The sequence below is a fragment of the Pseudoduganella sp. RAF19 genome (assembly GCF_052114165.1).
Taxonomy (GTDB): Bacteria; Pseudomonadota; Gammaproteobacteria; order Burkholderiales; family Burkholderiaceae_D; genus Rugamonas.
On the sequence record NZ_JBFREF010000015.1, the window covers coordinates 20,200 to 43,537 of the forward strand.

A 23,338-nucleotide genomic window follows, 5' to 3' on the forward strand; every position below is an offset into this window, starting at 1 on the left:
GACTTCGATTGACACTCAAATTTTTACGATGCTATATTTTCCCGACTATCTGGGAACGTTTCCACGTCTAAGGAGTCTTAATGAAGCTGTTTACCATCGCGCTTGCCGCATCCATGCTGTTGTCGCTGGCGCCGGAAGCGCAAGCCTTTCGCTGGCCGGGCAACGCGAAAGCCGCCGTCAGCCTGGCTTACGACGATGCGCTGGATTCGCAGCTGGATAACGTGATTCCCACGCTGGATCGCTATGGCCTGAAGGGCAGCTTCTATCTTCAACTGTCCAATCCCGCCGTGCAGCTGCGCATGGGCGAGTGGCGCGCGGCCGCCCAACACGGGCATGAGCTGGGCAACCACAGCCTGTTCCACCAATGCGTGTATAACGGCGGCGATCATTCCTGGGTGCAGGCGCATCGCGACCTGGCGACGACCAGCGTGGCGCAGATGGCCGATCAGGTGCGGCTGGCCAATACCATGCTGACGGCCATCGACGGCAAGAGCGAGCGCACTTATACGGCGCCCTGCGGCGATCTCGATGCGGGCGGCAAGCCTTATCTGCCGGCGATCCGCGATGCCTTTGTCGCCATCAAGGCGGGCGGCGGCAGCGGCGTTGTGGCGTCGATGGAAAAACTGGATACGGGCGCGGTGCCGGTCTTTGCGCCGGTCGGCTTGACCGGCCAGCAGCTGATCGCGCTGGTAAAGGAAGCGGGCGCACACGGCACCATGCTGAATCTGACCTTCCACGGCATCGGCGGCGATTACCTTACCGTGTCAAAGGAAGCCCACGAGGAGCTGGTGCGCTTCCTCTCCGAGCACAAAGACGAATACTGGACCGACACCTTCCTCAACATCATGAAATATGTGCGGGCGCCGGGCTGGGTGCTGGACTGGAGCGACGAATTCGATGGCACGGAACTCGATCACCATAAATGGGTTGAAGAGACGGGCGGCAGCGGCTGGGGCAATAATGAGCTGCAGTTCTACACGCCGCGCCGCGAGAACGTGCGCGTGGCCGATGGCCGCCTGATTATCGAAGCGCGCAAGGAGCAGTACGAGCATCGCGGCTATACCTCGGCGCGCATCAAGACGGCAGGCCTGATGGAGCGCCGCTACGGCCGTTTTGAAGCGCGCATCAAGATCCCGCGCGGGCAGGGCATCTGGCCTGCATTCTGGATGCTGGGCGCCGACATCGCCAAAGCCGGCTGGCCGCGCGGCGGCGAGATCGACATCATGGAAAACATCGGCAAGGAGCCCGGCCTCGTGCATGGCACCCTGCACGGGCCGGGCTATTCCGGCGAGCATGGCTTTGGTGCACCATCGGCGCTGGCGGCGGGCACCTATGCTGACGACTTCCACATCTACGCGGTGGAGTGGGAGCCGAAGGAAATCCGCTGGTATCGCGACGGCATCCTGTACCACACCGCGCGTCCGGATCTGGTGAAGGGCGAGTGGGTCTTCGAGCATCCCTTCTTCGTGCTGCTGAACCTCGCGGTCGGCGGCTACTGGCCCGGCAATCCGGACGCCACCACCGAGTTCCCGCAGCGCATGCTGGTGGACTACGTCCGCGTCTATCGGCGTGCCGACGCAAAATAATGCCGGATTCAGACAATACGGCAGCCTAGGGCGCCGCCTACACTCTTTCGCATCTCAACCGAAGGAGTGCACGATGGAAGACCGTTATCACACCCACCTCAATATTCTTTACCCGCAGCTGGAGGTGGTCGATATACCCGGGCTGGTCGCGGCCTGCGAACATGAGTGGTACAACCAGACGCTGTGCGCGGTGAACGAGTCCGTAGTGCGGCTGGGCGTGGTGCAGGGCGAGTACCACTGGCACCAGCACGTCAACGACGACGAATTCTTTTACGTGGTCAGCGGCCGCTTCCTGATTGATCTGGAAGACCGTACCGTGGAGCTGCTGCCGGGGCAGGGCTTTGTGGTGCCGCGCGGCGTGCCGCACCGGCCGCGTGCGCCGGAGCGGACCGTAATTCTCATGGTCGAGAACAAAGGGATCGTGCCAACCGGCGACGCCTGAGCGCACGATTGCAATTCGTTGCAACTTATTTGACTACATCCGGTTATAGTGCCGCAGGGAAATAACTGGAGGTAGTATGAAAAAGATGACTTTTGCGGTGAGCGTGCTGCTGGCGCTCAGCGCTTGCGGCGGTGGTGGCGGCAGCAATGGGACGGCCAGCGTGCCAAACACGCCCCCGGCCCCTCCGACGACGCCACCGTCCACGCCGCCAACCACGCCGCCGCCGTCCACCGGCTGTTCGGCCAATCCTGCCGACCTGACGTCGCTCCAGATCTTCCCGGCCGACAGCCCCTGGCGCACCGATATCTCGAAGGCCGCGCTGGACAGCCGCTCGGCCAGCATCATCAGCTTCCTGAACCAGACCGCCGCGCCCCTGTTTGCGGACTTCGGCAGCGGCACCTACAACGGCGCGCCGATCGGCATCCCCTTCGTGGTGGTGTGCGACCAGCAGCCGGTGAACGTGACGTATCGCGCCAACACTTACGACGGTAACTACGGTGATGAAAGCGATCCCGGTCCGATGCCGATCCCGCTCACCGCACCGATCGAAGAGAACGGCGCAGGCGACAGCCACGTGATTGCGGTCGACGCGAAAAACCACAAACTGTATGAACTTTACAACGCTAGCACGATGGCAGGCGGTACGGTGTGGGGCGCTTCGTCGGGCGCGAAATTCGACCTCGACAGCAATGCCCTGCGTCCTTTGTGCTGGACGTCGGCCGATGCCGCGGGCTTGCCGATCTTCCCCGGCTTGCTGCGCTACGACGAAGCGGCATCCGGCAAGATCACCCATCCTATCCGTTTCACGCTGCAGAAAAGCCGCGTCAGCCCCAACTTCACCGGCCTTGCGCGCCACGCGGTCAACGGCACCAATACCGCAGATGCCAGCCCCACGCCTATGGGAATGCGCCTGCGCCTGAAGGCGGACGTGGATTTGTCGGGCTATTCCGCAACCAACCGTACCATCCTGACGGCGATGAAGAATTACGGAATCATCCTGGCCGACATCGGTTCCAACTTCTATATTTCGGGCGCGCCGGACGCACGCTGGGATAACGATGACTTGCACAAGCTGCGCGCGATTCGTCCGTCCGACTTCGAGGTGGTGCAGATGGATCGGATCTACAATCCCAATAACCCCAGCGACGCGGCGTTGTGCGGACGCTAATTTTCTTCCCCCGACGCCATTTCTATTGCTAAACTGGTCAATAAATGACTGTGAAGAAAGGCGTGCGGGATGAAAGAGCAAGCGGCAAGGGCGGTTTTGCTTGTCAAGGCCGTCGAAGAGGCAGACCAGGCGCGCGAGGTCCTGACTGAGGACGACCGCAAGTACGCCACCCGTACCGCACGTGAGCTGGCGGACTGGGACGCGTCCGAGCGTAAAGCCGCCGCGACTTTCCCATCCTTCCTGGAGGCGCGCGCTGAACAGATTCTGAAACGACTCGGCGCCCGCCATCCTGCTTTCGGCACTTTTGCACAGCGTCACAGCGGGGCGGCCTGGGTGCTGGGCTGGTTCCTGCCGCTGGCCGGCTTCCTGCTCGGCGTCGGCGCCGACCGCATCGCCGATCCCGAGCACGTTGACCTGCTGTCGCTGCCGCTGCTGCTGATCATTCTGTGGAATGTGCTGGTCTATGTGGCGATCGTGGTGTGGGCGCTGCTGCCGAAGCGCGGCGAACGCCTGTTCCGTTCGCGCTGGGTGCGCCGCGTCAGCGTGGGCAAGGGCGGCATTCCGCGCCGCCTGCCGTATTCTCTGTCCGCCGCCATGCTGGAATTCGTCGGGCAATGGACCCGTATCAGCATGTCCCTGAACGCGGCCCGCGTGGCGCGCGCCCTGCATCTGAGCGCTGCCGCGCTGGCCGTGGGCGCCATCGTTTCCCTGTACTCGCGCGGCGTGCTGACACGCTATTCGGCCGGATGGGAAAGCACCTTCCTCGATGCGCATGATGTGTACACCGCGCTGTCATGGCTGTTTGGCCCCGTCATTGCGCTCTTTAATCTGCAAGGCTTTTCGGCGGCGGAAATCGCGACCCTGCAATTCGGGTTGGACGCCAATGCGCAGACCCTGGCCGACAATGGTGCGCGCTGGGTGCATCTGTATGCGGGCGCGCTGATTCTGTACGTGGTGGTGCCGCGCGTGTCCCTGGCGATTCCTGCGGCCTTCCGCGCCTGGCGCCTGAAGCGCCGCTTCCCGCTCGACCTGGACCAGCCTTACTTCCGCAAACTGAGTCAGGCTGCCGGTGGCGAGGCGGGCGTGCTGCGCGTGGTGCCTTACAGCTTCAGCGTCGATGAGAATCGCAGCAAGAGTCTGGAGTCGGTGGCGGTCGAGCAGCTGGGTGACCGCGCCCATCTGCGTCTGCTGGCGCCCGTACCTTATGGCGTGGACGCTGCCGCCACGCTGCATGAACAGGGCTCCAGTGGCGCGCCAACCGTGACCGCGCTCCTGTTCAGCATGGGCGCCACCCCGGAGAAGGAAAATCACGGCGCCGCCATCGATGCGCTGGTGGCCGAAGGCGGCGAGGGCGCGACTGTATTGCTCGACCAGTCCGCGCTGGTACGGCTGGACGCGGCGCGTCTGCGGGAAAGGGTAGAATTGTGGCGGGAGTTCTGCATCTTTCATGGCGCGCAGCCTTTCGTCGTTGACCTGCTGGCGCCGCCCGACAAATTAAGGGAGAGCGCATGAGCGGCGCGCCGGCCACGATCCAGCTAGCACTGATTTCCCATACCAATAACGGCAAGACCACCCTGGCGCGCACCCTGCTTGGCGCCGACGTGGGCGAAGTTCGCGACGCCGCCCACGTCACGGTGTTTGCCGAATCCCATACCCTCCTGAGCACACAGCAAGGCGACCGCCTGGTGCTGTGGGACACGCCTGGCTTCGGCGACTCGGTACGCCTGATGAAGCGCCTGGCCATGTCCGGCAATCCGATCGGCTGGTTTCTGCGCGAAGTGCTGGACCGCTACCGCGACCGGCCGTTCTGGCTCAGCCAGCAGGCCCTGCGTGCTGCGCGCGACAACGCGGACGTGGTGCTGTACCTGGTGAACTCGGTCGAGAATCCGCAGGACGCGGGCTATCTGCCGCCCGAAATGCGCATCCTCGAATGGCTCGGCAAACCCGTGCTGGTGCTGCTGAACCAGATGGGGCCACCGCGTCCCGCCGCCGAGGAAGAAGCGGAGCAGCTGCGCTGGAAAGAGCACATGCTGCAATTTAACGTCGTGCGCGAAGTGCTGCCGCTGGACGCCTTCGCCCGCTGCTGGGTGCATGAGCGCGTGTTCTACGACGCCATTGCGGCCTTGCTGCCGCCCGCCAAACAGGAAAGCTACCGCCGCATCTTCTCGCTGTGGGAAGAGAATAATGCGCGCCGTTTCCGGCATTCGATGGCGGTGACGGCGCAGCAGCTGGTGGATGCCGTGCGCGATCGGCAGGTGGTGGAAACGCCGGAGAAGGGCGTGATCGCATCGGCCCTGAAGATCGTCGGCTTCGGCAAAGGCGAGGACCGCAAGCGGCAGGAGCGGGCAATGAATACCCTGATCGGCCGCCTCAATATCGCCATTGGCCAGACCACGGTGCACCTGCTGGCGCTGCACAAGCTCGATTCCAGCGAGGCGCCCAAGATCAATGCGCGCGTCAGCAAGAATTTCGTGGTGAAGGCCCCGGTGGAAAAGGCGCAGGCGGCGCTGCTCGGCGCCATCGTTTCGGGCGCGGCGACGGGGCTGTCGGCCGATCTGGCGGCGGGCGGTCTGACATTGGGCACGGGCGCTTTGCTGGGCGGCGTGATTGGCGCATTGGCGTTTTCCGGTGCGGCCTGGGGCTTCAATGTGGGCACCGACCGCAAGGTGCCGACCATTACGCTGTCGGATGAGTTCCTGCGTACCTTGCTGGTGTCCAGCGTGCTGCGCTACCTGGCGGTGGCCCACTTCGGCCGTGGCCGCGGCAACTTCGTGGAAAGCGAAGCTCCGGCCTTCTGGCAGGAGGAAGTGGAAAAGGCCGTCGCCGCGCGCGACGAGGAAGTAAGCGCCCTGTGGCGCCAGCTGCGCGACCTGGAGGAGCCGGATCTGGCCCCCGCCAGCGCCATCGTCACGGCCGTCACCAGTGAAGTGCTGGAACACCTCTATCGGCAGGATCAGGCAATCCTCAGTTAGTTTTGGTCTACCGCTCCAGGCGGCTGCGATCCTAAGATGGACGCATGAAAACCTTAGACCACATCTACATCAACGGTGAATTCGTCAGCCCACACGGTGAGGAATTCATGGAATTTGCCAATCCGTCGACCAACGAGCCGCTGACCCGCGTGCGCCTGGCCGATGAAACGGATGCGCAGCGCGCGATTGCCGCTGCCAAAGCCGCTTACCCTGCGTTCTCCCGCACCACCCGCGAGGAACGCATGGACATGCTGCAGCGCCTGCACGATGTCGTGCGCGAAGGCGAGCAGGAACTGATCGACATCATGCTGGCCGAATACGGCGGACCGCTTGCCACTTCGACCGGGACTGCGCGCCGCGCTGCGGCGAGTTTCGCCAATGCGAAGAAGCTGCTGGCCGAATATGACTTCGTGCGCCAGACTGGCATCGCACGCGTGCAGATGGTGCCGCTGGGCGTGGTTGGCCTGATCACGCCATGGAACGCCAACTACGGCTTCATCTGCGGCAAGCTGGCCATGGCCATTGCATCTGGCAGCACGGCTGTCATCAAGCCCAGCGAAATGAGCGCGCTGCAGACGGATGCGCTCACGCGCCTGCTGCACAAGGCGGGCCTGCCGCCCGGCGTGTTCAATATCGTGACGGGCCGCGGCGACACGGTCGGCGCCGAGATCACGCGCCATCCGGATGTGGCCAAGATTTCCTTTACCGGCTCGACCGCTGTCGGCAAGGCCATCGCACGTGGCGCGATCGACACCATGAAGCGCGTCACGCTGGAGCTGGGCGGCAAATCCCCGACCGTGCTGCTGGACGACGCGGACTTCGCGAAAGCCATGCCCTTCGCTATCGCCGCAGCTACCTTCAACAGCGGCCAGGCCTGCCTTGCCGGCACGCGTCTGCTGGTGCCTGAGTCGCGGCTGGAAGAAGCCAAGCGTCTTGCTGCGGCGGAGATGGCCAGGTTGCAGGTGGGCGATCCACGCGACCCTGCGACGCGCATCGGCCCCATGGTCAGCCACAAGCAATGGGAGCGCGTGCAAAGCTATATCCGCAAAGGTCTGGAAGAGGGCGCCGAACTGCTGGTCGGCGGCGAAGGCAAGCCGCAGGGACTGGAAACGGGCAACTTCGTGAAGCCGACCGTGTTCGCCAATGTGCGCAACGATATGACCATCGCGCGTGAAGAAATCTTCGGACCGGTGCTGTCCATTATCAGCTACCGCACGGAAGAAGAAGCCATCGAAATCGCGAACGACACCAGCTACGGTCTGCACGCGTATGTGTTCTCGGGCGACGTGGCGCGCGCCAATCGCGTGGCCGCGCAGATCATCGCCGGGCGCGTGTTCATCAATGGGCTGTATGATGAACCCCTGGCGCCGTTCGGCGGTTTCAGGCAATCGGGCCTGGGACGGGAATTCGGTGTCTTTGGACTGGAAGCCTATCTCGAACCGAAGGCCTTGATGGGGTATGAAACGACACTCTGAGCTGCTGGAGGCGCTGCGTGCGGCGGTGGCGCCGCGCTTCGGCGGACTGCCGCATGAACGCTACGACATCGTCACCGCCATTCCCTGGCTGACGCTGATCCGCATCCCCGCGCCCACGCCGGCGGGGCGGGGCATGCTGCAGCCTTCCATGTGCCTGCTGCTGCAAGGCGCCAAGCAGATGCTGATCGGTGCGGACGTGGTGAAGTATGGCCCTGGCGACTACGTCCTGACCGCGGTTGACATGCCGGTTGCGGGACAGGTGACCGCCGCGACGCCGGCGCATCCATACTTCGGCCTGCGCGTTGATTTCGACCCGCAGGAAATCGCGGCCTTCATCCTCGACATGCAGATCGAGGCGCCGCCACCGCAGCAGCTGCCGGCTACTTACGTCGAAAGCGCCGACGAAGCCTTGCTGGATGTCTTCGCGCGTTTGCTGGAGCTGCTGGACCGGCCGGGCGATATCCCGGTCCTGTCACGCCTGCTGAAACAGGAACTCTTCTACCATCTGCTGATGGCGCCCGGCGGTGCGGCGCTCAACACGGCGGTGCGCGGCGGCGGCAGGGAAAAGGCGATCGGCGAAGCGATCATGTGGATTCGCCAGAATTTCGACAAGCCTTTGAGTATTGAAGCGCTGGCGAAAGCAGTACGCATGAGCACTTCGGTGCTGCATCGCCGCTTCAAGGCGATGACGGTGATGAGCCCTTTGCAGTACCAGAAGCAGGTGCGTTTGCTGGAAGCGCGCAAGCTGCTGATGGCGGGCGGTGTGGAAGCGGCCACTGTGGCCTTTAAAGTGGGCTACGAAAGCCCGTCCCAGTTCAGCCGCGAATACCGCAGGCTATTCGGCGCCTCTCCCTTGCAGGACGCCGAACAGCTGCGGCATGCGGTCATCGAACCTTAGGCTGCGAAGCCGCCGTCGATGTTCAGGCTGGCGCCGGTCACGTAAGCCGATTCCGGGCTGGCCAGGTAAGCCACCAGGCCCGCGATTTCTTCCGGCGTACCATGACGTTTGATCGCCATCAGGCCGTGCAACGCGGTAGCGAAGTCGCTGTTTTCCGGGTTCATATCGGTGTTCACAGGACCAGGCTGCACATTGTTGATGGTGATGCCGCGTGGCGCCAGGTCACGCGACAGGCCTTGCACCAGCCCTTTCAGCGCGGACTTGCTCATTGCGTACACAGCGCCGCCAGCGAAAGGCATGCGGTCGGCGTTGGTGCTGCCGATATTGATCACGCGGCCGCCTTCCTTCATGTGGGCCACGGCTGCCTTGGTGGCGGCAAACACGGCACGCACATTCACGTTCACGGTCAGGTCGAAGTCTTCGATCGAGAACTCGCTGACATCGCCCAGGCGCAGCACGCCCGCGTTGTTGACCAGAATGTCCACGCCGCCGAACAGCTTGGCGGTGTTGTCGATGGCGGCGTTCACAGCGTTGATATCGGCTGCATCGGCCTTGATCGCGATGGCCTGACCGCCGGCGGCGATGATTTCGGTTGCCAGCTTGTCGGCCACATCGCCCGAGCTTTGATAGGTGAAGGCCACGGTCGCGCCTTCAGCTGCCAGGCGGCGCACGGTGGCGGCGCCGATACCACGGGAACCGCCGGTGACGAAAGCTACTTTGCCTTTGAGATTGGTGCTCATGATGTTTTCCTTCCGGGTTGGGTTAGTTGATGGATGCAGTATGGTCGGGAAATTACGTTTAAACTAGACGGTAATCGAGACAATTACTTTCAACTAAAGGTATCGAATGGAACCGTTGAACTACCTGGAATCCTTCCTGCAGAGCGCCGAGGGCGGCGGTTTTTCCGAGGCAGCCCGGCGTCTTGGCCTGACACCCGCCGCCGTCAGCAAGAACGTGGCGCGGCTGGAAGCACGGCTGGGTGTGCGCCTGTTCCAGCGCAGCACGCGCAGGCTGACCCTGACCGAAGCGGGTGAACGCTTGCTGCAGCAGGCGCGCGGCCCACTGGCTGAGCTGCAGGGGGCGATCGCCGACGTGTCGAGCGACGCCGAGCCGGCCGGCATCCTGAAAGTAGGCATGGCGCACGCGGTAGGCCGCATCTACCTGGTGCCGCTGCTGGCGGAGTTCGTCCGCCGCTACCCGCGCGTGATACCGGACTGGCGCTTCGACAACCGCACCGTGGACCTGATCGGCGAAGGCTATGACGTGGCCATCGGCGGCGGCATCGAGCTGGCGCCCGGCGTGGTGGCGCGCGAAGTGGGGCGTCCGCGCGTGCTGGTGTGCGCCGCGCCAGACTACATGAAGGGCAAGACCATGCCGAAGCATCCGGCCGACCTGGCGACGCTGGAAGGCATCGCCCGGCGTTCCGCCGAAACGGGACGCCTGCGCGGCTACGTGCTGCGCAACAGGGCAGGGCAGGAGGCCAGCACGGAGTTTCGCGCCATCGCCACCTTCGACGATCCGGAAGCGATGGCGCAGGCGGCCTGCCTCGGCCTGGGCGTGGTGCTGCTGCCGGGACCGCACGCTGCGCCTTATCTGGAAAGCGGCGCGCTGGTGCGCCTGCTGCCGGACTGGCATGCGGAAGTGGGCGCGCTGTCGATCTATTATTCAAGCAAAAAAGGCTTGCCTGCCAAGACCCGCGTGTTCGTGGATTTCATCATTGAGCAATTCAAAGCGACAGGATTCGCAGACCGCCTCGACAGGCTTTGAAAACCATGTATGATGGCCTTTCTTTCTCAGTCGATAAGGGGTGCCATCCATGTCTGCCGAAGCAAAGAAGTATCGCCTTGTTACCCGCAGCGATTTTGACGGTCTGGTTTGTGCGGTGCTGCTCAAGCATCTCAATATGATCGACGACATTCTGTTCGTGCACCCGAAGGATATGCAGGACGGGAAGATCGCCATCTCGGGCCGTGACATCACGACCAACCTGCCGTATGTCGCGGGCGCCCATCTCGCCTTCGACCACCATTCATCCGAAACCCTGCGCAATACCGGCGACCGGCAGAACCACGTGCTCGATCCCAAGGCGCCTTCCGCCGCACGTGTTGTGTACGACTATTTCGGCGGCGGCACGGCCTTCCCTGCGGCTTGGAACGACATGATGCGCGCCGTCGATAAGGGCGATTCGGCGCAGTTCAACGAAGACGAAATCCTGCATCCGAAGGGCTGGGACTTGCTGAACTTCCTGATGGATGCACGCACCGGTTTGGGGCGCTTCCGCGAGTTTCGCATCTCGAACTACAACCTGATGATGGACCTGATCGATTACTGCCGCTCGCATTCGATCGATGAAATCATGGCGCTGCCCGATGTGAAGGAGCGCATGGACCTGTACTTCGATCATGTGGAGAAGTGCAAGGACCAGATCCGCCGCTGCTCGACCATCCACAAGAACCTGGTGGTGCTGGACTTGCGCAATGAGGAGATGATCTATGCGGGCAACCGCTTCCTGATCTACGCGCTGTTCCCGGAGACGAATATCTCGATCCACGTGCTGTGGGGCTTGAAGAATCAGAACACGGTATTCGCGACCGGCAAATCGATCGTCAACCGGTCGTCGAAGACCAATATCGGTGCGCTGATGCTGGAATATGGCGGCGGCGGGCATATGAATGCCGGGACCTGCCAGGTGGACAACGAAATTGCGGAGGATGTGCTGGGCGCGCTCATCGCGCGCATCACCAGCGAGGGGTGAGGTATGCATGGCGGATCAATGATCCGCCCTACGGTGCTCATCACCAGAGGCGTAGGGCGGGTCATTGACCCGCCGCTTCGTCCACGGAATTAGAACTCTTTCTCGGGTAAAGCTACGGAATTATCCGTCGAGAACTGGTAGTCCTTGAACACGTGTTCGGCCGTCAGCAGCTGGTACGAACCGTCCGGCTTCTTGAACGAGGTGTCCTTCAGGCGGTAGGTGGTGTGGCCGCAAGTCCAGCAGTTGAAGTTGCGCATGTGGGTGCACAGGCAGGTCTTGTCCATCACCTTGATGCCCTTGTCGCTGCCGCCGTTGGCCGTCACTTCGCGGTTATACGAATTGATGTAGGCGCAATTGCCGGTGGCGTCCAGCAGATAGCCGTAGGACTCGCAACCCGGGCGGATGCCCGCGCCGATGGCCGGCGTGTTCTTCAGCATGCGCATCGGATAGCCGGTTGGCGAGATGCCGTTGACGATGATGTCTTCTTCGCTGGCCTTGAAGTATTCCTGTTTCACCTCTGCCGGCAGGCCGCATTCCTTGGTCACGGTGAAGCGGGTCGCCACCTGCACGCCCGCCGCGCCCATTTCCAGGAAGGACACCGCATCGGAACCAGTGAACACGCCGCCCGCGGCGATCACGGGAACATCCAGGTTCTCGGCTTTCAGATAATCCAGGATCTCGCGCACGATCTGGTGCAGGTCGAATTCCTTCCAGTCTTCCAGGCCGAAGCCCAGGTGGCCGCCGGCCAGCGGACCTTCAACGATCACATAGTCCGGCAGGCGATTCAGCTTCTGGTTCTTGCGCAGGAAGATCTGCAGCGCGCGCACGGACGAAACGATGATGCCCAGCTTCGCTTCGCGGAAGCGCGGGTGTTCAGCCATCAGGGCGAAAGAACCGAAGTGCAGGCCGGCCGACAGCGTGATGCCGTCGATGCCCGCGTCCAGCGCCGCGTTCAGGCGGGTGCGCAGGGTTTCCTTCGGACCGTTCATGGTCAGCTTTTCCATGCAGTTCACGAAGATCAGGCCGGGACCCTGCTTGCGCTTCATCGTGTCGCCGATGTGCAGGCGCTGCGCCTCGGCCAGGCGGCCCAGGTCGAACTGCACTTCGGACTTGTCCATATTATGGATGTTGTACTTGTACAGCTTGGTCTTGTCTTTGACGAAGGTGGTGTCGAACTTGCGGTCCGAAACGTCTTCCACCATGGCGTCGGAAATGTGGCCGATGCCACCCAGGCGCGCAGCTTCCAGCGCCAGTTCGGTCGTGGAAATATCCACGCCCATTCCGCCGATCATGATTGGCACATACTCTTTGTCGCCAAACTTCAGGCGGAAATCATCAACACGTTTCATTACTGTCCTTAATCAATCGCGGAAATTATTGAATTCCAGCGGGGTGTCCGGCACATCCTTGCGCAGCAGCTGCATGGCCGCCTGCAGGTCGTCGCGCTTGGCACCCGTCACGCGCACGGATTCGCCCTGGATGGACGCCTGGACCTTCATCTTGCTTTCCTTGATGACCTTGGTGATCTTCTTGGCAGTCTCGGTATCGAGGCCATTCTTGATCTTGATGACTTGCTTGACCTTGTCGCCGCCGATCTTCTCGATCTTGCCTTCGTCCAGGAAGCGCACGTCCACTTTGCGCTTGGCCAGCTTGTTGGTCAGCACGTCCTTGACCTGGGTGAGCTGGAAATCGGAGTCGGCGAAGGCGGTCAGGTCATTTTCTTTCTGTTCAACGCGCGCATCGCTGCCCTTGAAGTCAAAGCGGGTGCTGATTTCCTTATTGGATTGATCGACGGCGTTACGCACTTCGATCATGTCCGCTTCGGAGACTACGTCAAACGATGGCATATGGATTCCTTTACAATAAAGCAACGGCTAAGGCTAGCCTACTCAAAAGATGCGACATTTTAACGGACATCGGGGCGAACGCTCGGTCGATTTTGAGGCTTTACCTCTATAATCTGGCAAATTCTTGACATAGATATGACTCAGCCTCTCCCTCTGCAACATAACTTTTCCCTCAAGCCCTTCAATACCTTTGGAATTGATGCTTCCGCAAAACTATATTTGCGCGTGAACAGCATCGATCAATTACAGGCTGCCTTTGCCGACCCCGAATTGGCCGCCATGCCGCGCCTGGTATTGGGCGGCGGCAGCAATCTGCTGCTGACCGGCGATTTTCCGGGACTGGTGTTACATATTTCACTACACGGCCGTGAAATACTGGCCGGCGACGCCACCCACCACCATGTGCGGGCGGCGGCGGGTGAGAACTGGCACCAGTTCGTGCAGTGGACGCTGTCCCGTGACCTCGGCGGACTGGAAAACCTGTCCCTGATTCCCGGCACGGTAGGTGCGGCCCCGATTCAGAATGTGGGGGCGTATGGCGCCGAGACCAAGGACGTATTTTTGTCGCTGACCGCTTTCGATCCGGCTTCCGGCAAGCTGGTCGAGATGGATGGTGCGGCTTGCCGCTTCGGCTACCGCGATTCCGTCTTCAAGCATGAGGGGCGTGAGCTGATCATCGTGGATGTGCGCTTCGCACTGCCGCGCGACTGGCAGCCGAATCTGCGCTATGCGGAGCTGGCCAATGCGGTGGCGGAGCAGGGCTTGCCTGCGCCGACGGCGCAGCAGATTTCCGATACGGTGGTCGCCATCCGCAGCCGCAAGCTGCCGGACCCGGCGCAGATTGGCAATGCGGGTTCGTTCTTCAAGAATCCGGTGGTCAGCGCGGAGCATTGCGCGAAGCTGCTGGAGCAATTTCCGGCGCTGGTGCATCACGTTCAAGCGGATGGCAGCGAGAAGCTGGCCGCCGGCTGGCTGATCGATCAATGCGGCTGGAAGGGACGCTCGCTGGGCGCGGCAGGCGTGTATCCGAAACAGGCGCTGGTGCTGGTGAATAATGGCGGCGCGACGGGCGAGGAGGTAAAGCAGCTCGCCGCTGCGATCCAGGCCGACGTCGCCGCGCGCTACGGCGTGCAGCTGGAACCGGAGCCGGTGTTCGTTTAAACACGGCGGATCAATGATCCGCCCTACGCCGTCATACGGCGCGTCGCGTAGGGCGGGTCATTGACCCGCCGTGGCGGTCACGCGGCGCTGCTGGGGACTGAGGCCGCGTCCACTGCGCCATTGCGGCCGTTGCGCTTGGCGGCATACAGCGCGTTATCGGCCGCGCCAATCAGGTCGGCCTGGGTGAATGGTTTCGACGGCACCATGGTCGCCACGCCGATCGACAAGGTCACCACCCGATGCGGCGCATCGCGGTTCTCAATGCTTAGCTGCTCCATGGTCTGCACGCAGGCGCGCGCCACCTTCATGGCGCCGGCGCCGTCCGTATCCGGCAGGATGAAGGCAAATTCTTCGCCACCGTAGCGCGCCACCAGATCCGCCGGGCGGCGCAGGTGTTCGGTCAGTACGGCCGCAGTGCGCTTCAGGCACAGATCACCGGCCTGGTGGCCATAGGTGTCGTTATAAACCTTGAAGCAGTCGACATCGCACATCAGCAGCGACAGTGGCTGGCGCTCGCGCTGGCCGCGCTGCCACTCCAGCAGCATGGCTTCATCGAAGCGGCGGCGGTTGGAAATGCCGGTCAGCGCATCCAGCGCGGCCAGCTTTTGCAGCTCGATATTGGCCGCCGTCAGCTGCTGCTGGCTCTCGCGCAGGAAGCGGAAGGCCTGGTCGCGCTGCAGGCGGTGAATGTAGCCGTCTGAGTGATAGCGTACGCGCGCCAGCATTTCCAGCTGGTCCGGCAGCTTCACCAGGTAATCGTTGGCGCCCGACGCGAAAGCATGGGCCTTCAGTTTGGGATCTTCGCGGGCGGATAGCACCAGCACCGGCACGTGTTCCAGATATTCATGGGTGCGATATTGGCGCAGCAGCTCGAAGCCATCCGATCCCGGCATCACCAGATCCTGCAGGATCACGGTCGGGCGCAGCTCAATCGCGGTTTGCAGCGCCTGGTCCGCCTCGGTGACATAGTGGAATTCGATATCGTCCTGGGCCGACAGCATGCGGCGCAGCGCCTCGACGATGATGAGCTGATCGTCCACCAGCAGCACTCGCACTTTGAACTGGGTAAGGCTCTTATCGGATTCCGGGTTCGTAGTGCTCAGCAGGGACATCGGGACTCGCTCTAAGTTTTAACTGCATTTGCCGCCTATCGTACTTCGCAGCATCGGGCCGATTTTCTCCAGCGGCAGGATCATCTGCGCCGCATCGATTTCGATGGCGGCGCGCGGCATGCCGAATACGGCGCTGCTGGCCTGGTCCTGCGCGATCGTCGTCTTGCCTGCCCGGCGCAGTGCCAGCAGGCCTTCCGCGCCGTCGCGGCCCATCCCTGTCATCAGAACGCCAATGGCATCCTGGCTCCAGTGCTGGGCGACGCTGCGGAAAAACACATCCACCGAAGGACGGTATGCGTAATCCCTTGGGTTCACATCGTAAACCAGATGTAGCGATTCATCTAGTACAAGATGGTCATTGCTTTTGGCGACCATGACCATGCCGGCCTGCAGGGTGTCGCCATGCTCGATGGCGCGTACCGGCACGGCCAGCTGCTCGCCCAGCCATTTGGCGAAATGGTCGGCGAAGTTTTCGTCGATGTGCTGCACGATGACCACGGCGCAATCGGGCGGCGGGGTCCAGGCGGCGAGGGTTTTGGCGATGGCGACCGGGCCGCCGGTGGAAGCGCCAATGGCCACCAGCATTTTCAGGGGAACGTCGCGCTGCGTGCGAGAGGAGGAGCGCTTGGGCTGCATGGACTGGGTGCCACCGCTGTGGCGAATCAGGCTGTCCATGGTTTTGATTTTGTGCAGCAGTTCCGCATCCCCGCCGGCTTTTCCGTGCAGGATGGGGGTGGCCGTCACGTCCAGCGCCCCGGCGCCGAGGGCGCGGAACACCTGGTTCACATTGTCCTTGGGCTGGCCGGTCACGATCAGGATGGCGCAGGGCGATTCTTCCATGATCTGGCGGGTGGCTTCGACGCCGTCCAGTTCCGGCATGTTCAGGTCCATCAAGACCAGGTCGGGGCGGTTCTCGGCGCACATGCGCACTGCCTCGCGGCCCGTGCGGGCGATCCACAACACCTGATGTTCATGCGTGCTGGCCACCACGCGGCGCAAGGCCTCCGCCGCCATCGGGACGTCGTTGGCAATCGCGATTTTCATCGGTAGGCGTCCCCGATGAGATCCGTGACGGCATCGAGGAGGGTTTCGTCGTGGAAGCTGCCTTTGGTGAGGTAGTAATCGGCGCCCGCAGCAAGGCCGCGGGCGCGGTCTTCCGGCCTGTCCTTGTACGACACGATCATTACGGGCAGCTTGTGCAATTGCAGATCCTTCTTGATCAGGTTGACCAGCTCAATGCCATCCATGCGCGGCATGTCCACGTCGGTGATGACGAGGTCATATTCGCCGCTGCGTACCACGTTCCAGCCGTCGATGCCGTCAATGGCGATATCGACTTCGAAGCCACGGCCGACCAGCAGTTTGCGCTCCATTTCGCGCACCGTCAGCGAATCGTCCACGACAAGAATTCGTTTCATTCTACGCCGTTCCGCCAGATCAGCGCGCGCCAGCTGATGCAGGCCGCCTTCGTTCAGCAGTTTTTCGATGGAGATCAGCAGATCCGGCACGTCCAGAATCAGCAGCGGTTCGCCGTCATCGAGCAGGGCAGCCGCTGAAATGTCGCGCATCTTGCCGAAGATCGGGTCAATGGCCTGCACGGCCAGGCTTTCTTCGCCACGGATGCGGTCCACCACCAGGGCATAACGGCGCGCGCCATTGCCCACGACAACCACGGGCAAATCGCCGCTGTTTTCCATTTCGCCCAGTTCCAGCACTTGCGCGGCGGCGACCAGGCCGAGATGTTCGCCGTTGTGGTCGAAGAACTGCTTGTTTTCCAGTGTATGGATGGCGGATTGGTCGACCGTCAGCACCCGCTCCACCTTCACGATAGGGAAGGCGTAGGCCTCGCCCTTGATGTCCACCACCAGCGCACGCACAATGGACTGCGTCAGCGGCAGGGTGATCGAGCTGCGGAAGCCTTTGCCCGGCTCGGACTCCACGCGCACGGTGCCGTTCTGCTGGCGAATGGTGTCATGCACGATGTCCAGGCCCACGCCGCGGCCGGAGATTTCCGTGATGCCTTCTTTCAGGCTGAAGGCGGGCAGGAACAGGAATTCCATCAGTTCCGCCTGCGACATGGCGGCGGCCATCTGCTCGTTGGCCATCTTGCGCTCGACCACCGAGCGGCGGATTTTTTCGATTTCGACGCCGCGTCCATCGTCGCTGATTTCGATATTCAGCATGCCTGCGCGGTGGCGCGCTTCGAGCACGATGGTCCCGGCGCGCGGCTTGCCTGCGGCCTCGCGCTCGTCCGGCGTTTCCATGCCATGGTCGACGGAGTTGCGCAGAATGTGGTTCAGCGGACTTTCGATCTTGGCCAGAATGTCGCGGTCGACCAGGGTGTCTTCCCCATGGATCACCAGCACCACATCCTTGCCCAGGCTGCGCGCCAGGTCGCGCACCATACGCGGGAAGTGCTGGATGCCGTCGCGGAAGGGGCGCATACGCATGGCCAGCACTTCGTCGACCATGTTTTCGGAAACGGTCAGCAGGCGGCGCTCGTAGTTTTCGATGTCCGCGATGTGCTCCAGCATGAACTGCTTCAGCGGCTGGCTTTTCTGGATCGCCAGCAGGGACTTTTCCTTCAACGAAGGATCGGTACTGCGTGAGATGGCTTCGTGCAGGTCTTCCAGCACCGTGAACAAGCTGGCCTGGTTACGCTTGAAGCGCTGCACGCCCTGAATCATCGGATGCAGCTGGTGCGCATTGATGCGCGACTCGCTGGCCAGCGACAGCAGGCGATCGAAGCTTTGGGTGGCCTGCAGCGCGGCCGGGGAGTGGCCGGCCGGCGCAGCTTGCGGCTCGTCCGGCGGCGCCGATGCCGTTTGCGCGTTACCGCCATCGCTGTCGCCACCGCCGCCGTCATCGCTGGCACCGGCGTTGGCGCCTGACCCCACGTGCGCGCTTGCGTTCGCCGCTGGCGGCGCATTGGCTATCGCACTGGCTGATGTACCGGCGTCCACGGCCGGCGGCGCGCCGGCGATAGCTGCGCCGGGTGTGGCGGGGCTGGCGTCAGCGCTGCGCACCGGCACTGCCGCGGACGAAGGTGGCGGTGGTGGTGGGGGCGGCGAAATCGGCTCGGGCAGGAAGGCGATGCCCAGCACCGCGTCCATGGTTTTTTTGATGAGCGCTGCATTCGCGCCCATCCACGGCTGCACGCCCGCATCAGTGAGGCGCGAGCACTGGATGATCAGATCCACGCCTGCCAGCAATGCATCAACGCGATTCGGCGTCAGTTTCAGCTTACCCGCCTGCGCGGCAATGAAGGCGTCCTCCATCCCGTGCGCCAGTTGCACCACCATGTCGAGGCCAACGATTGAAGCGGCGCCTTTGATGGAGTGCGCAGCGCGCATCATCGGTTCCACCGACGTAGGATCGCTGTGGCGCTCGAAGGCCAGCAAGCCGTCGGTCAGGATCTGGCATTGCGAGTCGGCCTCCATGCGGAACAGGTCGAGCATGGAGAACTGGCTCAGGTCGCGGCTATCGCTGCTCATGACAGAGCCCTCGCAAGCTGGTGGCCGATCAGGTCTGCGTCCAGGCAACCGATCTGCATGTCCTTCATTGGCAGCACGCCGGACAGGTAGCGCGTCAATCCCTTGTTGATGGTGGCGGCGGGCGGTTTGATTTCGCCGGCGGCATAGCGCGCGATGCCATACATCTCGGTGACGGGAATCGCATAGGCTTGCTCGCCCCACTGCACCAGCATCAGGCGCGCGAACGTATAGCGTCCCGTGGTTGACTCTCCTTCGCGGTCGTCGATGCCGAACAGTTCAGCCAGGTCCATGCAGGGATACAGCCTGCCGCCCACATTCACCACGCCACGCAGGCCGCGCGCGCGGCGGTGGGGCAGGCGATGCGGCGTGGCTGCCGGTGCAATCTGGACAAAGATCGAAGTCGGCAGTGACAGCCATTCGCGGCCAATGCGGAACACGACCAGGCTGGCGTCGCGCTCAGTGGCATCTGTTTCGGGCGCGCGGAAGTGCTCGGCCCATTCGCGCTTGTACTCCTCGCTGACGGGGCGGCGCAGGTTGCGCTGCGCGGCGTCGGCATAGACTTCGCAATTGCGGCAATGGACGGCGCTCGCCAGCAGCTCGCAGCTGTGGTCGCCCGCCACGCCAATGCGCTTCCAGCAATCGTTCAGGTCCTCGATTTCGCTCATGGTTTATCCGCTCGCATGCTGGCGCTGGTAGACGCGCGCCGCCCGCGCTTTCAATGTCGCGGCGGCGCTGCGGTTGCCGCCTTGCTCCGTGAGCAGGGCAAGATGGCACAGCGCTTCGTAATGATCGGGCTGCAAATACAGGCAGCGCTTCAGCTCCCGTTCGGCTGCATCGGCCTTTCCGGCTGTTTCGGCCAGCAGACCGAGGATGAAATAAGCCTCGGCGCTTTCCGGCGCGCGCGCCAGCAGGTCGTTGCAGGCAGTTTCCGCTTCTTTCACGCGGCCCTGGTCGGCGAGCTGGCGCGCTTGCGCCAGCAGCGTGTCCGTGGACGCCGCCGTCGCGGACGCAGGCGCTCGCGGCGCAGATGCGCGGCCGGCGGGGCGCGCGGCGGCGGACGCCGGACCGACGGTGGCTGGCGACAGGCCTGCCGCGAGCGAAGGTGCCGGGGCCGGAACTGCGGCAGCTAGTGCCGGACCGGTTGCACGCGGCGAGGCGGGCGTGGGGCTGGGGGCGAGCACGGAGGCGGACGCGCGGTGGCGCGGAGCGGGTGGTCGGACGGCGGGCGTCAGGCCTGCGGGATCGCGTGAGACGCCGGGGGCGGCGGTGGGCGAGCCCCCTGGCGCGGTGGCGCTGCGGATCAGGTGCGTTGCGCCGGGCAACGTGGCCAGCGCGCGGGCGTGGGCGCGGCTGCCTTCCTTGCGCATGGCGAATGCGTAGCGGTAGGGCAGGGGCACGAAGCCGTTCTGCGTGAACACCGGCACTTCGGCATAACCTGCCAGCAGGACGCCATCATCAACCAGCAGCGCCGACAAACGCTCGGCAGCGGCGGCGGCTGTGGGGCGGTCGAAGTAAATCAGCAGATTGCGGCAAAAGATAATGTCGTAATACGAAGGCAGCGCAGGATCGGCCGCCAGCAGATTGCCCTGCCTGAAGCGCACGCGCTGACGCAGGCCGGACGCGATCTGGTACATGTCCTCTTCGCCTTGCACCGGCGTGAAATAACGGTCGCGGAAAGCCAGATCCTGCGCGCGGAAGGCGTTGCGGCCGTAGATGCCGATCTCCGCGCGGTTGATGCAGGCCGCGCTGATGTCCACCGCGTCAATGCTGAAAGTCTCCAGCGGCACGCGGGCATCGCACAGCGCCATCGCCATCGAATAGGGCTCCTCGCCGCCCGCGCACGGCACGGACAGAATGCGCACCACGCGCGCTCCATTTGCCAGCCGTTCCTTGACAACCTCCGTGGCCAGCGCAAAGGCTTGCGGATCGCGGAACAGCCAGGACTCCGGCACGACCACCAGCTCGATCAGCGCTTCCAGCTCGCCCGGTATGGACCCCTGCATCAGATCGTGGCCATACTGTTTGCGGTCGCTAAGCCCAAGCGCGTCCATGCGCTCATGGATGGCACGTTCCACGGCAGTACGGGGCAGGTTCAGCCCCGTCGCCTCCTTGAGCATGCCTTGCACGGTCACGATGCTTTATCCTCCACCTGGAACAGCAGGGCACGCAAAGCGGCAGGCAGCAGCTGATCCAGTTCCACCAGCTGCACGATGCCTTCGCTATCGCCTGCCACCGCGCCGAGGAAAGGCGCGGCGCGTACACCGCTTGGCTGCAAGGCCTGTTCGGACACTTCCTGCACACCCTGCACGCGCTCGGCCAGCAAGGCCAGCGCGTGCACCGCGCCTTCCGGATCGGTGTAATCGACCAGCACGATGCGCGTATCGAAATGCTGGCGTGCCGGCGGACCGCCGCTGGCGCGCGACAGGTCGATCACCGGCACGGTTGCTCCGTGCAGATTCATCATGCCGGCTACGGCGTCCGGCGCCATTGGCAGGGCCTTCAGCTCCAGCAAGGGCAGCACGCGCTGCACCACCTGCAAGGGCAGGCCGTAGCGATCGTGGCCGATGTGAAAGACCAGCGCCTTCATGGTATTACACGGTCACCGCAAAGGTGGCCACGCTCGATTGCAGGTCGCCTGCCGCATATTGCAGCTGGTGCACCGCTTCGCTGGTGGCTTTCAGCGATTCCACCGTCTGCTGGGTGGCATCGTTCAGCTGCATCATGGTTTCGGTGATCTGCTGTGCGCCGACGGCCTGCGACTGCATGCCCTGCAGGACGGTGTCGAACTGCGGCGCCAGTTTCTGCACCTGGTCCATCACGCCGGACAGCTGGTCCGTCACCTGCCGCACTTCGCTCACGCTGCGGCGGATCTCTTCGCTGAACTTGTCCATGCCCATCACGCTGGCCGACACCGCAGACTGCATTTCCTTCAGCATCTGCTCGATATCCCAGGTGGAGACGGAAGTCTGGTCGGCCAGGCGGCGGATTTCGGTAGCCACCACCGAGAAGCCGCGTCCCGCTTCCCCCGCCTTCTCGGCTTCGATTGCAGCATTGAGCGACAGGATATTGGTCTGGTCCGCAACCTTGGTGATGGTGGTCAGCACGCTGTTGATATTGGACGCCTTCTCCGACAGTGCCGCCAGCTTGGCGTTGATCGAATCCGTCGCGCTCACCATATTCTGCATGGTCTGGTCCATGCGGCGCAGGTTGACCTGGGCTTCGGAGGTGGCACTGGTGGTGTAGTCCGCCACGGCAGTGGCGTCTTCCATGGTCTTCAGCAGCTGGGTGGTATTGGCCGAAATTTCCTTGGTGGTGCTCAGCACCTCCACGCTGGTCTGGGCCTGTTCGACGCCGGTGGCTTCCTGCTGCTTGGCGGAAGCGGCAATCTCGGTTGCCGAGGTGGTGACCTGGATGCCGGCTTTCTGCACATTGTTCAGTAGCGAACGCAGATTGTCGAACATGCGCGACAGGCCCGTGCCCAGGCGGCCAATGGCATCTTCGCCGGAGACGTTGACCTTGCTGGTCAGGTCGCCCTCTGCCGCGCGGGTGACGGTCTCCATCAGCGAATCGACCTTTTCGCGCAGCTCATTGGTCAGCGCCTGCTCGCGGAGCTGCGTTTCCTGCAGTACTTGCGCCATATTATTGAAGTCCTGCGTAACCTTGCCCAGTTCATCGCGCGACAGCACTTGTGCGCGCGTGCTTTGTTCACCGGCGCCCAGGCGGCCCAGTGCCACCGTCAGGTTATTCAGCGGCGTGACGATGGCGCGGGACAGCAGATAGGTCACCAGCAGGCCGACCGCCACGGCAGCGATGCCGCCCATGATCAGCAGATTATTGGTCAGCTGCTGCTGTGCCAGGGAGGTTGCCGTGCGTTCCTTGAGCAGGCGGTTTTCCTCGTCCTCGGCGTCGTCCAGCAAGTCGGTCGCCGATTTGATGATGTTGGCGCTGTCGCGCAGTTCATTGGACTGGCCGATAATGTCCGCCGCGCCTTTGGTTTCACCGAGCGCGCGGCGCTTCTCGATCTGGCGCCTGATATTGTCATTGATCCAGGCCGTGATCAGACTCTGTGCCTTTTTCAGGCGCTCCTGCTGGCGCGGATTGTCGGCGGTGAGCTTCAGCACGTTGTCCAGATGCTTGGACAGTTCGGCCGCGTTATCGCGTTCATTCGCGATGGCGCTTTCGAGGCCGGTGAGCAGGTAGCCGCGCGTTTCGACTTGCGCATGCAGCATGGAGTTGCGGACCAGGCCAAGCTCAATCAGCACTTGCATGGTGTGCTTGTCCCAGCCATTAGCCTCGGTCAGCCGATTGAAGCTGTTAAAAGCCATCGCGAGCAATAGCAAGATGATTGCCAGGACGGTGCCGAAGCCCAGATAGAGTTTGTTTTTTACACTGAGGTCTTTCATGCGCTCTCCTAGCGGGACGTGGGGT

Annotated in this window: 20 protein-coding genes; 10 read left to right on the forward strand and 10 right to left on the reverse strand. The window is 63.0% G+C overall.

What is annotated here, in order from left to right:
* Window positions 1-80 precede the first annotated feature (80 nt).
* From AB4Z19_RS29120 to AB4Z19_RS29150, 7 genes are all read left to right on the forward strand, one after another.
* Window positions 81-1,586, forward strand: a complete 1,506-nt coding sequence (locus AB4Z19_RS29120) for a family 16 glycosylhydrolase (RefSeq protein ID WP_442023664.1) — start codon at window positions 81-83, stop codon at window positions 1,584-1,586.
* A gap of 73 nt (window positions 1,587-1,659) precedes the next feature.
* A complete protein-coding gene (locus AB4Z19_RS29125; RefSeq protein WP_442023662.1) occupies window positions 1,660-2,028 on the forward strand; it encodes a cupin domain-containing protein in 369 nt (122 codons plus the stop codon).
* A gap of 76 nt (window positions 2,029-2,104) precedes the next feature.
* Window positions 2,105-3,196, forward strand: a complete 1,092-nt coding sequence (locus AB4Z19_RS29130; protein WP_442023660.1) for a hypothetical protein — start codon at window positions 2,105-2,107, stop codon at window positions 3,194-3,196.
* A 69-nt stretch (window positions 3,197-3,265) separates the two neighbouring features.
* Window positions 3,266-4,708 (forward strand): DUF2868 domain-containing protein, encoded by a 1,443-nt coding sequence (locus AB4Z19_RS29135; protein WP_442036970.1) that lies wholly within the window; start codon window positions 3,266-3,268, stop codon window positions 4,706-4,708.
* Window positions 4,705-6,168, forward strand: coding sequence for a DUF3482 domain-containing protein (locus AB4Z19_RS29140; protein ID WP_442023656.1), 1,464 nt, complete (start codon window positions 4,705-4,707; stop codon window positions 6,166-6,168). Before AB4Z19_RS29135 ends, AB4Z19_RS29140 begins: the two co-directional genes overlap by 4 nt.
* 44 nt (window positions 6,169-6,212) lie before the next feature.
* Complete coding sequence (locus tag AB4Z19_RS29145) at window positions 6,213-7,643, forward strand: aldehyde dehydrogenase family protein (RefSeq protein ID WP_442023654.1); 1,431 nt, start codon at window positions 6,213-6,215, stop codon at window positions 7,641-7,643.
* Complete coding sequence (locus tag AB4Z19_RS29150; protein WP_442023652.1) at window positions 7,627-8,541, forward strand: AraC family transcriptional regulator; 915 nt, start codon at window positions 7,627-7,629, stop codon at window positions 8,539-8,541. Before AB4Z19_RS29145 ends, AB4Z19_RS29150 begins: the two co-directional genes overlap by 17 nt.
* Here the strand turns inward: AB4Z19_RS29150 and AB4Z19_RS29155 are convergent.
* Complete coding sequence (locus tag AB4Z19_RS29155; protein WP_442023650.1) at window positions 8,538-9,281, reverse strand: SDR family oxidoreductase; 744 nt, start codon at window positions 9,279-9,281, stop codon at window positions 8,538-8,540. The genes AB4Z19_RS29150 and AB4Z19_RS29155 overlap by 4 nt on opposite strands.
* A 106-nt stretch (window positions 9,282-9,387) precedes the next feature.
* Between AB4Z19_RS29155 and AB4Z19_RS29160 the strand changes: the two genes are divergently transcribed.
* On the forward strand, window positions 9,388-10,308 hold the full coding sequence (locus tag AB4Z19_RS29160) for a LysR substrate-binding domain-containing protein (RefSeq protein WP_442036972.1): 921 nt from the start codon (window positions 9,388-9,390) through the stop codon (window positions 10,306-10,308).
* A gap of 49 nt (window positions 10,309-10,357) precedes the next feature.
* On the forward strand, window positions 10,358-11,296 hold the full coding sequence (locus AB4Z19_RS29165) for an exopolyphosphatase (RefSeq protein WP_442023647.1): 939 nt from the start codon (window positions 10,358-10,360) through the stop codon (window positions 11,294-11,296).
* Between the two features lie 89 nt (window positions 11,297-11,385).
* On the opposite strand, the gene AB4Z19_RS29170 is transcribed toward AB4Z19_RS29165, so the two are convergent.
* The gene (locus tag AB4Z19_RS29170) at window positions 11,386-12,645 is read right to left on the reverse strand and encodes a nitronate monooxygenase (RefSeq protein ID WP_442025985.1); all 1,260 of its coding nucleotides are present in this window, start codon (window positions 12,643-12,645) and stop codon (window positions 11,386-11,388) included.
* 12 nt (window positions 12,646-12,657) lie between these two features.
* Window positions 12,658-13,143: a YajQ family cyclic di-GMP-binding protein gene (locus AB4Z19_RS29175; protein ID WP_442025986.1), complete on the reverse strand. Its 486-nt coding sequence runs from the start codon at window positions 13,141-13,143 to the stop codon at window positions 12,658-12,660.
* 135 nt (window positions 13,144-13,278) lie between these two features.
* Here AB4Z19_RS29175 and murB point away from each other — a divergent pair, with 135 nt between their 5' ends.
* Window positions 13,279-14,304: a UDP-N-acetylmuramate dehydrogenase gene (murB, locus tag AB4Z19_RS29180; RefSeq protein ID WP_442025987.1), complete on the forward strand. Its 1,026-nt coding sequence runs from the start codon at window positions 13,279-13,281 to the stop codon at window positions 14,302-14,304.
* Between the two features lie 77 nt (window positions 14,305-14,381).
* On the opposite strand, the gene AB4Z19_RS29185 is transcribed toward murB, so the two are convergent.
* Genes AB4Z19_RS29185 through AB4Z19_RS29215 form a run of 7 tightly spaced genes read right to left on the reverse strand, consistent with a single transcriptional unit; the run spans window position 14,382 to window position 23,313 of the window.
* A complete protein-coding gene (locus AB4Z19_RS29185; RefSeq protein WP_442036974.1) occupies window positions 14,382-15,416 on the reverse strand; it encodes a diguanylate cyclase in 1,035 nt (344 codons plus the stop codon).
* 18 nt (window positions 15,417-15,434) lie between these two features.
* Window positions 15,435-16,460, reverse strand: a complete 1,026-nt coding sequence (gene cheB, locus AB4Z19_RS29190) for a chemotaxis-specific protein-glutamate methyltransferase CheB (protein ID WP_442025989.1) — start codon at window positions 16,458-16,460, stop codon at window positions 15,435-15,437.
* Window positions 16,457-18,910, reverse strand: a complete 2,454-nt coding sequence (locus AB4Z19_RS29195) for a hybrid sensor histidine kinase/response regulator (protein ID WP_442025990.1) — start codon at window positions 18,908-18,910, stop codon at window positions 16,457-16,459. The genes cheB and AB4Z19_RS29195 overlap by 4 nt, the downstream gene beginning before the upstream one ends.
* Complete coding sequence (locus AB4Z19_RS29200) at window positions 18,907-19,575, reverse strand: chemotaxis protein CheW (RefSeq protein ID WP_442025991.1); 669 nt, start codon at window positions 19,573-19,575, stop codon at window positions 18,907-18,909. The genes AB4Z19_RS29195 and AB4Z19_RS29200 overlap by 4 nt, the downstream gene beginning before the upstream one ends.
* Window positions 19,576-19,578: 3 nt before the next feature.
* Window positions 19,579-21,042 (reverse strand): CheR family methyltransferase, encoded by a 1,464-nt coding sequence (locus AB4Z19_RS29205; RefSeq protein ID WP_442036976.1) that lies wholly within the window; start codon window positions 21,040-21,042, stop codon window positions 19,579-19,581.
* The gene (locus AB4Z19_RS29210) at window positions 21,039-21,497 is read right to left on the reverse strand and encodes a chemotaxis protein CheW (protein ID WP_442027606.1); all 459 of its coding nucleotides are present in this window, start codon (window positions 21,495-21,497) and stop codon (window positions 21,039-21,041) included. The genes AB4Z19_RS29205 and AB4Z19_RS29210 overlap by 4 nt, the downstream gene beginning before the upstream one ends.
* Window positions 21,498-21,501: 4 nt before the next feature.
* Window positions 21,502-23,313 (reverse strand): methyl-accepting chemotaxis protein, encoded by a 1,812-nt coding sequence (locus AB4Z19_RS29215; protein WP_442027605.1) that lies wholly within the window; start codon window positions 23,311-23,313, stop codon window positions 21,502-21,504.
* Between the last annotated feature and the right edge of the window lie 25 nt (window positions 23,314-23,338).